General features: G+C 66.5%; 13 protein-coding genes. 6 read left to right on the top strand and 7 right to left on the bottom strand.

What is annotated here, in order from left to right:
- Positions 1–8 precede the first annotated feature (8 nt).
- From EDF53_RS18740 to EDF53_RS18730, 3 genes are all read right to left on the bottom strand, one after another.
- Positions 9–1046 (bottom strand): NAD-dependent epimerase/dehydratase family protein, encoded by a 1038-nt coding sequence (locus EDF53_RS18740; protein WP_123294961.1) that lies wholly within the window; start codon positions 1044–1046, stop codon positions 9–11.
- 86 nt (positions 1047–1132) lie between these two features.
- Entirely contained in the window at positions 1133–1654 is a 522-nt protein-coding gene (locus EDF53_RS18735; protein WP_123294960.1) for a ribonuclease H, read from the bottom strand.
- Positions 1655–1724: 70 nt separating this feature from the next.
- Positions 1725–2519 carry a LysM peptidoglycan-binding domain-containing protein gene (locus EDF53_RS18730; protein ID WP_123294959.1) on the bottom strand — a complete coding sequence of 265 codons (795 nt, stop codon included), beginning with the start codon at positions 2517–2519 and terminating at the stop codon, positions 1725–1727.
- 141 nt (positions 2520–2660) lie between these two features.
- Between EDF53_RS18730 and EDF53_RS18725 the strand changes: the two genes are divergently transcribed.
- A complete protein-coding gene (locus EDF53_RS18725; protein WP_123294958.1) occupies positions 2661–2912 on the top strand; it encodes a hypothetical protein in 252 nt (83 codons plus the stop codon).
- On the opposite strand, the gene EDF53_RS18720 is transcribed toward EDF53_RS18725, so the two are convergent.
- The 3 genes from EDF53_RS18720 to EDF53_RS18710 form a co-directional block, all read right to left on the bottom strand.
- Positions 2909–3481 carry a hypothetical protein gene (locus EDF53_RS18720; protein WP_123294957.1) on the bottom strand — a complete coding sequence of 191 codons (573 nt, stop codon included), beginning with the start codon at positions 3479–3481 and terminating at the stop codon, positions 2909–2911. The two genes, EDF53_RS18725 and EDF53_RS18720, sit on opposite strands and share 4 nt — an antisense overlap.
- 51 nt (positions 3482–3532) lie before the next feature.
- On the bottom strand, positions 3533–4351 hold the full coding sequence (locus EDF53_RS18715; RefSeq protein WP_123294956.1) for an aldo/keto reductase: 819 nt from the start codon (positions 4349–4351) through the stop codon (positions 3533–3535).
- 200 nt (positions 4352–4551) lie between these two features.
- The gene (locus tag EDF53_RS18710) at positions 4552–5757 is read right to left on the bottom strand and encodes an MFS transporter (RefSeq protein ID WP_123294955.1); all 1206 of its coding nucleotides are present in this window, start codon (positions 5755–5757) and stop codon (positions 4552–4554) included.
- A 333-nt stretch (positions 5758–6090) separates the two neighbouring features.
- Here EDF53_RS18710 and nrdH point away from each other — a divergent pair, with 333 nt between their 5' ends.
- From nrdH to nrdF, 4 genes are all read left to right on the top strand, one after another.
- Positions 6091–6324 (top strand): glutaredoxin-like protein NrdH, encoded by a 234-nt coding sequence (gene nrdH, locus EDF53_RS18705; RefSeq protein ID WP_017886897.1) that lies wholly within the window; start codon positions 6091–6093, stop codon positions 6322–6324.
- Between the two features lie 109 nt (positions 6325–6433).
- Positions 6434–6850 carry a class Ib ribonucleoside-diphosphate reductase assembly flavoprotein NrdI gene (gene nrdI / locus EDF53_RS18700; protein ID WP_123294954.1) on the top strand — a complete coding sequence of 139 codons (417 nt, stop codon included), beginning with the start codon at positions 6434–6436 and terminating at the stop codon, positions 6848–6850.
- 17 nt (positions 6851–6867) lie between these two features.
- On the top strand, positions 6868–8973 hold the full coding sequence (gene nrdE / locus EDF53_RS18695) for a class 1b ribonucleoside-diphosphate reductase subunit alpha (protein WP_123294953.1): 2106 nt from the start codon (positions 6868–6870) through the stop codon (positions 8971–8973).
- Between the two features lie 94 nt (positions 8974–9067).
- The gene (nrdF, locus tag EDF53_RS18690) at positions 9068–10069 is read left to right on the top strand and encodes a class 1b ribonucleoside-diphosphate reductase subunit beta (protein WP_111086559.1); all 1002 of its coding nucleotides are present in this window, start codon (positions 9068–9070) and stop codon (positions 10067–10069) included.
- A 201-nt stretch (positions 10070–10270) separates the two neighbouring features.
- On the opposite strand, the gene EDF53_RS18685 is transcribed toward nrdF, so the two are convergent.
- The gene (locus EDF53_RS18685; RefSeq protein ID WP_148058391.1) at positions 10271–11584 is read right to left on the bottom strand and encodes a hypothetical protein; all 1314 of its coding nucleotides are present in this window, start codon (positions 11582–11584) and stop codon (positions 10271–10273) included.
- 223 nt (positions 11585–11807) lie between these two features.
- Here EDF53_RS18685 and EDF53_RS18680 point away from each other — a divergent pair, with 223 nt between their 5' ends.
- Positions 11808–12332 carry a DUF6578 domain-containing protein gene (locus tag EDF53_RS18680; RefSeq protein ID WP_131878667.1) on the top strand — a complete coding sequence of 175 codons (525 nt, stop codon included), beginning with the start codon at positions 11808–11810 and terminating at the stop codon, positions 12330–12332.
- The last annotated feature ends 330 nt before the right edge of the window (positions 12333–12662 follow it).

Below are 12662 nucleotides of genomic sequence, written 5' to 3'. Positions count from 1 at the left end.
AGGGTTCGTCAGGGGCGGACCAGGCCCTTCGCCACCAGGGTCCGGGCCGCAGCCACGATCGCCTCGTGCGGATCACGAGGCGTCCAGCCGAGCACGGTGCGGGCTCTCTCGTTCGAGGTGCGCTTGGCGTAGCCGAGGTCGGGCACCATCGCACGGAACTGCGGCTGGGTCTCGGCCGCGGTCCGTACGACGTCGTCGGGCAGCGTCTGCGTCGGGGCCGCCTGGGCGTCGTCACCGAGGTGCTCGCGCAGGGTGGCGGCGATCTCGGCCATCTCGAGCGCCGGGCCGTTCGACAAGAGGAACCGCTTGCCCGCTGCATCCGGGGCGGTCGTCGCGGTGACGTGCGCTGCGGCGACGTCACGCACGTCGACGATGGGGATGAACAGCCGCGGGGTCGCGGGCATCGCTCCGGAGAGCATGGCCTGCAGGATCTGGTTCGCACCGGACACCGCGTGCCCCATCGCCGGACCCATCACCGCGACCGGCATCGTCGTGACGAGCTCCGGCGCACCGGGCTCGGACGCGACGAAGTCCCACGCGGCCCGTTCGGCGAGGGTCTTGCTCTTCCCGTAGGCGTCGACTCCGGGCCCGTCGAGCACCGTCCAGTCGGCCTCGGTGAACACGTGGTCGGAGTGTGGGTGGCCCCAGCTGACCGCGTGGAACGCCGAGGTCAGCACGACGCGATCGACTCCGGCCGTGTGTGCGGCGCGCAGCACCCGCAGCGTCCCCTCCACCGCCGGACGGATCACGGTGTCCTCGTCCTCGACGTGGCCGGGTAGCACCGGCGAGGCGACGTGGTGCACGACGTCGATGTCCGCGACCGCCTTGGCCCATCCGTCATCGGACGTCAGGTCGGCGGCGACGAACTCCAGCCGGTCGTCGGCGGTCAGGCCAGCCTCGGCGAGGACCGCACGGACCGCGGGTTCCCGGTCGAGGGACCGGATCGTGGTGCGGACGCGGTGCCCGGCGTCGAGCAGCTGCAGGATCAGGTGGCCGGCGATGAAGCCGGAGCCGCCGGTGACCAGGACGTGTTCGGTGTTCTCCATGCGCCCAGCATCGTCTCGGGGTCGGATGCGGACCAGTGCCTCGGTGTTCCTGGGTCTCCCAGACCCAGGCTGATCGAACTCGTCGGTCAGAAGAGCGTGGCCGGCGGGGTCGCCTCGGGCAGCGCGGACGGCTCGGTGACCTCGACGCCGGGCCAGCCCGGACCGTGCGGCACGTCGGTGTGGTTCTGGTAGGCGGTGGCCGCACCACGGGCGCGGACGTCGGCGGCTTCGTTCATCTCGTGGCCGACGTGCCCGCGGACCCACTCGAACGTGACCTTGCGGCCCTGCAGTTCGGCGTCGAGCTCCTTGATGATCTCGACGTTCATGACCGGCTTGCCGTCGGCCTTGCGCCAGTTCTTCCGCTTCCACCCGGCGAGCCACTCGGTGCAGGCCTTGATGGCGTACTGGCTGTCGCACAGGATGTGCAGCGGCTCGCCGGAGTCCTTCGTCGCGCGGAGCAACTGCAGGACGGCCGTGAGCTCGCCGATGTTGTTCGTTGCCCGGGGCCAGCCACCGGCGGCCCAGCGGTCGTCGTCGACGTACCAGGCCCAGCCAGCGGGGCCGGGGTTGCCGAGGGCTGAGCCGTCTGCTGCGGCGACGATCGTCACGAGTGGACCTCCTGGTCGGGGCTGGTGCCCGTCGAGCGTAACGGACGGTCGAGTGCCGTCCGCGCCGAGGTCAGCGGCGCGCGGGATCGAGGTTCAGCGTGCTGCCCTCGAGCAACCAGTCGTCGGCGCGGGTCTCCATGTACGGGTTCAGCCACTGCACCTCGGCCGGCGTGATGCCGAACCGCTGTGCGACCGTGGTCAGCTCGTCGCCGTGCGCCACCAGGTAGTCGGTCGGACGACCGTCAGCGTCCGTGACGATGCCGTACGCCCCCGGTCGGTCCTTGCCCACGGTGATGCGCAGGTCCGGGTAGGGGTTCGGGATCTTCCACTCCAGGGCGCCGGCGGCCAGCACCGATCCGACCCACGGGCGTTTCGACGGGTCTTCGTCCGGCACCGACGCGGGGACGAGGGCGACACTGCGCAGGTAGTCCGGTCGTGCACCGGCGGCGTTCATCACCACGGTCTTCGGCGGGCCGGAGGCGGCGGTCCACTCGGTCGTGTCCCGCGCCGAGGCGTCACCGCCGTCGAGCGGGCTCGCGTGCCGGTGGCGGAACTGCAGGCTCATCTGCTGCGGGTTGGTCGTGCGGTAGCCGGAGAGCTGCGCGGTGAACGTACCCTCGTCGTTCGCCACGATCCGCACGTGGATGCTCGTGTCACCGCTCGGGGACGTGACGTCGGTCTCCGCCGCGACCGTGCCCGTGGGCAGGACCTGCTCGACCGCTTCAGGTTCGCCGTTGACCTGCTCCGTCGTGAGCGTCGGATCGGGGATCGGCTCCGCCGTCCGCTCGGTGGCCTGTCGGGTCGGCTTCGGCAGTGTGTCGTCCCCGCCGAACACCGTGCAGCCCGTCAGCAGCAGCCCCACCATCGCCGTACCGATAACCGCGCTCGCCGCGGTCCGCCTCCGCGTCATCGTTCCCCCACGGCAGGGAGCGTACCGCCGGGGTCCGGCGCGATCGACCGCCGTGACCGAACTGGTACTCGGGGCACACGGACTACCGTCCGGGTCATGAGCGACAGCATCCCGGAGACGCCGGATCCCGACTCGACCGACACCGCGTACAGCCCGTCGAGCGAGCGGGAGACCGAGGCGTCGCAGACCGACCAGCGCAGCGACGCCGAACTCGAAGCGGACGGCATCGACACGTCCAAGATCACCGCCGCACCGGGCACGGGAGGCGCGGACGACGCTGGCGACGTGGAACCCGCACCGGGCGATCTGCACCTGCCGTGGCAGTCGGAGGAGGACCGCCGGGGCTAGCGGGACACCCGGTCCAGTTCGCGGACGAGTTCCTCGCCGTCGCGGACGTCCCAGAACGCGAACACCTGCGGTCCGAACAGCCCGTCGAGTCCGGTGTTCGCGTAGATCTTGGCGGTCGCTCCGCCGGCGAAGAACGCCGCCACTCCGCTCGGATCGCCGGTGTTCCACTCCACCGAACAGTGCCGTCGGCCCCCGGTCCAGGTGATGGTGCGATCGGTGCGCCCCACCGGGACCTCGCGGGTGGTGTTCGGCCTGATGATCAGCGCGCGGCGGTCGGTGACGGCGTAGACGGTCGTGCGTTTGCGGTGGGCCTTCACGATGAAGCGCCCGAACACGAGGTGCAGGCCGACCAGCGACAAGACGATCGGGATGATCGCGCCCACGCCGAGGTACCCGTTCCGCACGACGTCGAGGACTGCGAACAGGATGAAGCCGGTCCAGAACAGCGAGAACGGGATGAGGAAGCCGTCCCGCCCCGTGAAGAGCATCGCCGGGTCGCTCGTGCCGGCCCAGTACAGGTGCTCATCCGGACCGAGGTGCTCGCGGGCGGTCTGCTGAGGATCGTTCACCCCGAAGAACCTACGCCGTCACGCGAGCACCACGTCACGACGGCGCTCCCGTCACGACACCGAGTCGGGGTGCGAGCCCGTCCGCTGCCCGGACTCGAGCGTGGCGATCGCCGCGAGCTCGTCGTCGCTGAGCACGAAGCCGTCGACATCGAGGTTCGACCGGATCCGCGACGGCGTCACCGACTTCGGCAGCACCACGACCCCCTGCTGCACGTTCCACCGCACGAGGACCTGCGCGACGCTCACCCCGTGGGCGTTCGCGATGCCGGTGAGGACCGGTTCGTCGATCAGTCGACCGCGACCGAGTGGTGACCACGCTCCGGTGACGATGTCGTGCTGCTGGTGGAACTCCATGAGCTCGCGCTGCGGGAGCCACGGGTGCCGCTCGACCTGGTTGAGCGCCGGGACCTCACCCGTCTCGTCGACGAGCCGCTGCAGGTGCGGCATCTGGAAGTTCGAGACCCCGATGCTCCGAGCACGCCCGGAGTCGCGCAGTTCGACGAGCGCGCGCCAGGTGTCGACGTAGCGGTCGTTCGCCGCGGCCGGCCAGTGGATCAGGTACAGGTCGACCGCGTCGAGCCCCAGCCGCTCGAGGCTGCCGTCGAACGCACGCAGGGTCGCGTCGCGCCCCTGGTGGTCGTTCCACACCTTGGTCGTCACGAAGACGTCATCACGGTCGAGCCCGGAGGCCCGGATCGCCTTGCCGATGCCGGTCTCGTTGCCGTACATCTCGGCCGTGTCGACGTGCCGGTAGCCGGCGTCGAGCGCGAGGCCGACCGCCGTCTCGGCCTCGGTGTCGTCGACCTTGTAGACGCCGAACCCGATCGCGGGGATCGCGGCGCCGTCACGCAGGGGAAGTGAACTGACCATGCACCCATCCTGCCGGTGCGTGGCGGGCGCGCGCCGGGCCTCCCGGCCATCTGTGGAGAACGCGACCCGCCCGCCGGACGCACGTTCCTTCCCATACCGGCCGCGATGACAAACGCAATCGGGCGTACCTGGTCAGAACTTTCGACCAGGTACGCCCGATTCGACCAGGTACGCCGCCGAAAGCCCCGCCCGCCCCCCGCTCAGGTCGGCAGGACCACCGGCTCGGTGTCGGGGATGGGGCTGGCGTCACGGCCGCGCAGGTCGGGCAGCCAGCGCTTCGCCCCGAGCGCGACGACGACGCCCACCCCGGCCATGACCGCACCGACCGTGAAGCCGCCCACCGGGCCACTGCTGTCGATCAGGAAGCCGGCGACCGCGGACCCGCCGGCGGCACCGATGAGCTGACCGGTCCCCATCCAGCCGTAGGCCTCGGCGGTGTCGGAGAACTTGACGGTGGCGGAGACCGAACCGAACATCACCGCGAGTGCCGGCGCGATGCCGATGCCCGCGATCACGAGGGCGAGGCAGAGCCACCAGAAGTTCGTGCCGCCCAGGGCGAGCGCGAGACCGACGAAGACGATCGCCATGCGCGTCCACAGGGTGTTGGGGGAGATCGGACGGTGGCCGAAGGCCAGGCCGCCGAACAGGGACCCGACCGCGAAGACGGCCAGGACGATGCCGGCGTTCGGGCTGCCCTCGCCGAAGACGCTGGTGACGCTGGCCTCGACCGCGGCGCACGCCCCGATGAGCAGCAGACCGGTCAGGGTGGCGACGACGACCGACGGTCGTTTCAGCACCACGCCGAACGCGCGCTTCGAGCGGGGGATGCGGACGCGGCCGAGCTCGGGTGAGGCGATGAACCAGATGCCGCCGACCACCAGGAAGACCATGGCGACGACGATCGCCTCGACCGTGCCGACCTGGGTCGCGACGAAGGTGGTGATGACCGGGCCGGCGACCCAGATCAGTTCTTGGGCGCTGGCGTCGAGCGAGAACAGGGGGGTGAGCTGCGACGAGGTCACCATCTTGGGGTAGATGGTGCGGACCGCCGGCTGCACGGGCGGGACCGCGAGGCCGCCGAGGAACCCGACCACCACGTAGCCCCAGAGCGGCATGAGGACGAACCCGATGACCCCCATGCTCACGAGCGCGACGATGCTCGTCAGGATGAGGACGGGGCGCATGCCCCAGCTGCCCATCCAGCGGCTCGTGAGCGGGCCCGCCAGCGCCTGCCCGACACTCGTCGTCGCGAGCACCAGGCCGGCGGCGCCGTAGGAGTGGAAGACGTGCTCGACGTGCAGCAGGTAGGCCAGCGAGAGCATCCCGAACGGGAAGCGCGCGGTGAGCTGTGCAGCGATGACACGACCCACGCCGGGGGTCTTCAGGAGGGGGCCGTACGTGCTCACGAGACGAGTGTACGGACCGGACGGATCGGGGTGTCACCCGTCCGGGGGAGGTGTGGAGGAGGTCCTCGTCGACACCGTTCTCAGACACGCCGACGGGAGGTGTCGAGAACTTCCGTCCACAGCTTGTGGAGAGTGTCGGTGGTGGGTGCGAGAGTGGCGGAAAACCGGGCCTCCGGGAATCCACAGTCTGTGGATCGGGTTGTGGAAACTACAGGCGTGTAACACTTTCTCTTGTGGTCGACGGGTCCGCCGGGCACAACATGTAGTAGCGTCGTCCTCAGCACCGCACACGAACTTCGGACCTGGAATCAGGCCCAGAAACCAGGGGAGAACATGGCCGTCACCGTCTACACCAAGCCGTCCTGCGTCCAGTGCACAGCGACGTACCGGGCCCTCGACAACAAGGGCATCGAGTACGAAGTGCACGACGTCTCCACCGACGAGGCAGCCCTCGAGCACGTCAAGAGCCTGGGCTACATGCAGGCCCCCGTCGTCGTCACGGACGACGACCACTGGTCGGGCTTCCGCCCCGACAAGATCGCGACGCTCAGCGCCGAACTGGCGTAGTCGCCTCCCGTCCTGTGGACGGTCACCCGGTTCCGTTCAGGAGGCCCGGATCACCGCCCACAGGACACCCCCGGTCCGTCTGTCCGCACCTTCCACCGAGGAGCGCGCCATGAGCCGATTGGTCTACTTCTCGAGCGTGTCCGGGTACACCGCGCGCTTCGTCGAGAAGCTCGGCCGCGACGCGGACCGGATCCCGCTCTACCCGAGCGAACCCTTCCTCCACGTGGACGAGCCCTACGTCCTGTTCCTGCCCACCTACGGTGGCGGCAACGGCGATGGTGCGGTCCCCAAGCAGGTCATCAAGTTCCTCAACGACGCGCACAACCGCTCGCTCATCCGCGGTGTGGTCGTCGGCGGCAACACGAACTTCGGCGAGGCCTACGGCCTGGCAGGGGACGTCATCGCACGGAAGTGCCACGTCCCCCTTCTCTACAGATTCGAACTCTTCGGGACCCCTGACGACGTGTCGGCGGTCAACTCAGGATTGGATGCATTTTGGACGCAGCAGTTGCAGACGTCGATCTGACGTCGCCGCAGACGGGGATGGACTACCACTCCCTCAACGCGATGCTCAACCTCTACGACGCGGACGGGAACATCCAGTTCGACAAGGATCGTGAGGCCGCCAAGCAGTTCTTCCTGCAGCACGTCAACCAGAACACCGTCTTCTTCCACAACCTGAAGGAGCGGCTCGACTACCTGGTCGAGAACGAGTACTACGAAAAAGCGACGATCGACATGTACTCGCTGGACTTCATCCAGCGACTCAACGACCTGGCGTACTCGAAGAAGTTCCGGTTCCAGACGTTCCTCGGCGCGTTCAAGTACTACACGAGCTACACGCTCAAGACGTTCGACGGCAAGCGCTACCTCGAGCGCTTCGAGGACCGCGTCGTCATGACCGCCCTCGGCCTGGCCCAGGGCAACGAGCAGCTCGCGATCGACCTCGTCGAAGAGATCGTCGCCGGCCGCTTCCAGCCCGCCACCCCGACGTTCCTCAACACGGCGAAGGCCCAGCGCGGCGAACTCGTTTCCTGCTTCCTGCTGCGCATCGAAGACAACATGGAGTCGATCTCGCGCGGGATCAACTCGTCGCTGCAGCTCTCGAAGCGCGGCGGCGGCGTGGCCCTGCTGCTCTCCAACATCCGTGAGGCCGGCGCCCCGATCAAGCAGATCGAGAACCAGTCCTCGGGCATCATCCCCGTGATGAAGCTGCTGGAAGACTCCTTCTCCTACGCGAACCAGCTCGGTGCGCGTCAGGGTGCCGGCGCGGTCTACCTCAGCGCCCACCACCCGGACATCATGAAGTTCCTCGACACCAAGCGTGAGAACGCCGACGAGAAGATCCGCATCAAGACGCTGTCCCTCGGCGTCGTCGTGCCGGACATCACGTTCGAGCTGGCGAAGAACAACGAGGACATGTACCTGTTCTCGCCGTACGACGTCGAGAAGGTCTACGGCGTCCCCTTCGGCGACGTCCCGATCTCCGAGAACTACCGCGCGATGGTCGACGACTCGCGCATCAAGAAGACGAAGATCAAGGCGCGTGACTTCTTCACGACCATCGCCGAGATCCAGTTCGAGTCCGGCTACCCGTACATCGTGTTCGAGGACACGGTGAACAAGGCCAACCCGATCAAGGGTCGGATCAACATGTCCAACCTGTGCTCCGAGATCCTGCAGGTCAACACCCCGACGACCTTCAACGAGGACCTGTCCTACAAGGAGATCGGCAAGGACATCTCCTGCAACCTCGGGTCGCTGAACATCGCGCTGACGATGGACTCGCCGGACTTCGGCAAGACCATCGAGACCGCGATCCGTGGTCTGACGTCCGTGTCGCAGATGTCGCACATCGCCTCGGTGCGTTCCGTCGAGGACGGCAACGACAAGTCGCACGCCATCGGCCTCGGCCAGATGAACCTGCACGGTTACCTGGCTCGTGAGCGCGTCTACTACGGCTCCGAAGAGGGCATCGACTTCACGAACATCTACTTCTACACGGTGCTGTTCCACGCCCTGCGCGCCTCGAACAACATCGCCATCGAGACCGGCGAGACCTTCGACGGGTTCCGTGACTCGAAGTACGCGTCGGGTGAGTTCTTCGACAAGTACACCGACCAGGCGTGGACCCCCGCGACCGCTCGTGTCGCCTCGCTGTTCGACAACGCGAACATCACGATCCCGACGCAGGACGACTGGAAGGCGCTGAAGGCGTCCGTCCAGGAGCACGGCATCTACAACCAGAACCTGCAGGCCGTGCCGCCGACCGGTTCGATCTCGTACATCAACCACTCGACGTCGTCGATCCACCCGATCGCGTCGAAGATCGAGATCCGCAAGGAAGGCAAGCTCGGCCGCGTCTACTACCCGGCGCCGTTCATGACGAACGACAACCTGGACTACTACCAGGACGCGTACGAGATCGGTGCCGAGAAGATCATCGACACGTACGCCGCGGCGACGCAGCACGTGGACCAGGGCCTGTCCCTGACGCTGTTCTTCAAGGACACCGCCACCACGCGTGACATCAACAAGGCCCAGATCTACGCATGGCGCAAGGGCATCAAGACGATCTACTACATCCGTCTGCGCCAGCTCGCCCTCGAGGGCACCGAGGTCGAGGGCTGCGTCAGCTGCATGCTGTAGAGCTGCCGCTCTCTTCCTGGAGGCGCGGGGCGGGCCCCGCCCCGCGCCTCCAGTCCGTCATCAGATCACCATCTCGAATCCGGAAGACAATCCCATGACCCTCACCGACCCGGTCCACGCCACGGGCAAGTCCATCCCGCTGATCAGCTCGGTCAGTGCCATCAACTGGAACCGCATCCAGGACGACAAGGACGTCGAGGTCTGGAACCGGCTGGTCAACAACTTCTGGCTCCCCGAGAAGGTGCCGCTGTCGAACGACGTGCAGTCGTGGAACACGCTGACGCCGGCAGAGCAGCAGCTCACCATGCGAGTCTTCACCGGCCTGACGCTGCTCGACACCATCCAGGGCACCGTCGGCGCGATCAGCCTGATCCCCGACGCGATCACCCCGCACGAAGAAGCCGTCTACACGAACATCGCGTTCATGGAGTCGGTCCACGCGAAGAGCTACTCGTCGATCTTCTCGACGCTGGCCTCGACGCCCGAGATCGACGACGCCTTCCGCTGGTCCACCGAGAACGTGAACCTGCAGAAGAAGGCCCAGATCGTCCTCGACTACTACACCGGTGACGACCCCCTGAAGCGCAAGGTCGCCTCGACGCTGCTCGAGTCGTTCCTGTTCTACTCCGGCTTCTACCTGCCGATGTACTGGTCGTCCCGCGCCAAGCTCACCAACACGGCCGACCTGATCCGCCTGATCATCCGCGACGAAGCCGTCCACGGGTACTACATCGGGTACAAGTTCCAGAAGGGCCTCGAAGGCGCTTCCGAAGAGCGCAAGCAGGAGATCAAGGACTACACGTTCAACCTGCTGTTCGAGCTCTACGAGAACGAGGTGCAGTACACGCAGGACCTCTACGACCAGGTCGGGCTGACCGAGGACGTCAAGAAGTTCCTGCACTACAACGCCAACAAGGCGCTGATGAACCTGGGCTACGAGCCGATGTTCCCCAAGGAGACGACGGACGTGAACCCGGCGATCCTGTCGGCCCTGTCGCCGAACGCGGACGAGAACCACGACTTCTTCTCGGGGTCCGGGTCGTCGTACGTCATCGGCAAGGCGGAGAAGACTGAGGACGAGGACTGGGACTTCTGACCCTGGTCTGACTCGTGGGGACGCCCTGCTGGCTTCGGCTGGCGGGGCGTTCTTGTGTCCGTATGTCGCCCCGTCAACGAAATGGAGCGCGGACGGGCTATGTGAGACATGGCTTGTCGGCACCCTGGAGTGTGCAGCAGTTCGTCCGGTGGGCGACCCGCTATCGGTCCACCATTGCCGAGCTTGTTCGAACGGCCTGGATCAGCGCGGGGCACGTATCAGTGTCGCGAGGACGGCATTCGCGCCTGTGGGACGCGCGGGGCCATACTGCCGAAGCAGCCACCGCAACATCGCACCGCCTGCGGCACCTGCGGCACCTACCGCTACGGCTGTGGCGAGTTCAGCTTGTGCTGACACGGCAGCTGCGGTTCCGACGCCCACCGCACCATCCACGATGAAGTCGCTTCCGGCATTACGGAACGACGCGCCGAAGCGTGACTGACTAAGCGAGCGTTTCACGTCCTGGATGGCAGGGACGAGCGTCTCCCTCACCCGATCTTGCAGCGTGTCCAGATCGTCGTTCTCGGACGCGCGATGCAGCTCCTGCAGCTTCAGTCGCCACGCTTCAAAGTCGTCTGATGACGCTCGTATCGCCACCGCTTCGGTGAGCGGAGTATCAGCGGTTGGAACCGCGACACGGCTGACTTCTCGAAGCATCGAAGCCGGAAATGCCTTCACTGAGTCGTTGTACCTCGCCCGCAGCAGCCCCAACGAGGCTCCGTTCGCGGGAACGTATTGAGCGGCACCGGCGTGAGCGACCGCGATGGTCTTCGCCAGGTAATACAACGGGGGTGCGAACTGCGTTGGCCGGTCCGCCCGTACCACTGGGAGGTTCATCTCAAGCTTCATGCCACGGATGCTGTCCCATGTGTGCAACTCGCTGTCGTCGGCGCTGTCGAGGAACCGCTGCAGAGTCTCGTTTCGACTGTCGATCCGGACCGCCGTTGCGAGTTGCTGCGTCGTTGCCCGGATCGTCGGCCACTGACTCCTGAGAACGATGATCCCAGCACGGATTGGCTTGTCGAGCACGTAGAGGTTGTTCACGATCGCGGCGAAGCGCTTTGCGGCCGCGGCAGCGTCGGCGCGTATTCGGTCGTAGCGGAACGGGTCGAGCCACATCTCGGGACCAGTAGCGACTGTGTCTGCCTGCCCGTCTGGTCGTCGGTACCGCGTTGCCCACAGCGGAGGAAGCCCACGGCCGTCCGAGAAGAAGTCCGCGAGCGGATCAAGTACCAGCAGTCTCGGGTAGTAAAGCAACGCGTCGCTGAGTTCCTGCCGCAGCAGTTGCTCACTCCAGAATGAACCGAGGAACCCGCCGAGGAACGAGGCGCGCGGCTGATCGTCGCTGGGTGTGCCGTCGAGATCCGGTTGCGCGTTCCAAAACTCGGTCAATGTATCGCGAATTTCGTCCAGCTCGCTCGTACTCAGCCGGTGCAGGGCTCCGTCCCGAACCCGCTGGCCCACGGCGTTATCCAGCGCATCCAGGATCGTTACGGGCGGCATCAGTGCGGGCATCTTGGACCTCCTCAAGCGGTGCCTACCGTAGCGGTCCACACCGACATCACCGATCAAGGCCGCAAAGGAGCGCACGTGCAATCACGGCCGATACCCGCCCCGCCTAATGGTTCAACCTCGTCGTCATCTGACGTGGCCAATGTCGGTTAGCCGATCGGTTAGCGGTCACTTCCGCCGAGATGTCGAGGGCTGGCGCCCTCTCTAGGCGGATAGCCTTCGGGACATGCCGCCCGAACAACGTCCGTCGAAACACGTAGTTTTCCCCGCGACAGCGCACGCTTTGTTCGCCGGTGCCCCTAGCTTCGTTGACCCGGCAGCTGAACGGCGACAACCCTGCGTCGTCCCGTCGGAGAGCATCGTGCCGCCTCTGGGAGACGGGGAGCGCGACGTCTGGCTCATCGAATGGCAGGTCGCGGAGGATGCTTTCGACGTCGCCGTCGGCGAGCAAGTTAGGTGGGACGTCGTCGACGCGGACCCGATTCGTCTCGGCCACTTCGGAGGCCGACGCACGGTGACCGAGGAACGCAACACCGATGCTGAGCAGCTTGGTGCCGGGCCAGAGCGCCCAATCGCCGGCATCGTCACTCGAATCGACCAGGTGTCGGTCCGGTACGGGCCGTCCGCGAACGGCTCGGGGCAGGAACCAATCCCAGGCTCTGCGATGCAGCACGCGGCGCGAACGTTGACCCCGCGAATCCCGCACGATGGGACGATCGTCGGCTGGGTCGTCCGCATCCGGCTCGACTGAAGTCGACTGGGGTCGCGCCCGGTAGAGCCCGAGTCAGCCGCCTCGAGTTCTCGTGGTCTGAGGACTCCGGACCTTCCCGTCGCAGGTGCTTCGTGATCACTGAGCCATCCTCAATCGAGACGGGCTCCGACAAAATACACGACCCTCGAACAGGTTACATTCCCCACAACAAATATTACGATGCGGTAACGGGGTACGGGGTTCCAATCTCCTCGTCGGAGGGCGCCGAATAGCTTGCACAGACCGGGAAACACCCGGAGCGCTCACCAGCCGCACATTGCTGGTTCTCCACCCTGCACCAGGGTGTGTTCGGCGCGCACACAGCAGCCG

The organism is Curtobacterium sp. PhB78, assembly GCF_003751685.1.
GTDB lineage: Bacteria > Actinomycetota > Actinomycetes > Actinomycetales > Microbacteriaceae > Curtobacterium.
The sequence above is the reverse complement of the archived record's forward strand: the minus strand, read 5'-3'. Positions and strand labels throughout refer to the sequence as shown.

Excerpts from the sequence above, each read along its gene's own strand:
- EDF53_RS18680 (WP_131878667.1), top strand. The coding sequence starts at position 11,808 with ATGCCGCCCGAACAACGTCCGTCGAAACACGTAGTTTTCCCCGCGACA.
- EDF53_RS18715 (WP_123294956.1), bottom strand. The coding sequence starts at position 4,351 with ATGGTCAGTTCACTTCCCCTGCGTGACGGCGCCGCGATCCCCGCGATC.
- EDF53_RS18725 (WP_123294958.1), top strand. The coding sequence starts at position 2,661 with ATGAGCGACAGCATCCCGGAGACGCCGGATCCCGACTCGACCGACACC.
- nrdI (WP_123294954.1), top strand. The coding sequence starts at position 6,434 with ATGAGCCGATTGGTCTACTTCTCGAGCGTGTCCGGGTACACCGCGCGC.
- nrdF (WP_111086559.1), top strand. The coding sequence starts at position 9,068 with ATGACCCTCACCGACCCGGTCCACGCCACGGGCAAGTCCATCCCGCTG.
- EDF53_RS18740 (WP_123294961.1), bottom strand. The coding sequence starts at position 1,046 with ATGGAGAACACCGAACACGTCCTGGTCACCGGCGGCTCCGGCTTCATC.
- nrdE (WP_123294953.1), top strand. The coding sequence starts at position 6,868 with ATGGACTACCACTCCCTCAACGCGATGCTCAACCTCTACGACGCGGAC.
- nrdH (WP_017886897.1), top strand. The coding sequence starts at position 6,091 with ATGGCCGTCACCGTCTACACCAAGCCGTCCTGCGTCCAGTGCACAGCG.
- EDF53_RS18685 (WP_148058391.1), bottom strand. The coding sequence starts at position 11,584 with ATGCCCGCACTGATGCCGCCCGTAACGATCCTGGATGCGCTGGATAAC.
- EDF53_RS18730 (WP_123294959.1), bottom strand. The coding sequence starts at position 2,519 with ATGGTGGGGCTGCTGCTGACGGGCTGCACGGTGTTCGGCGGGGACGAC.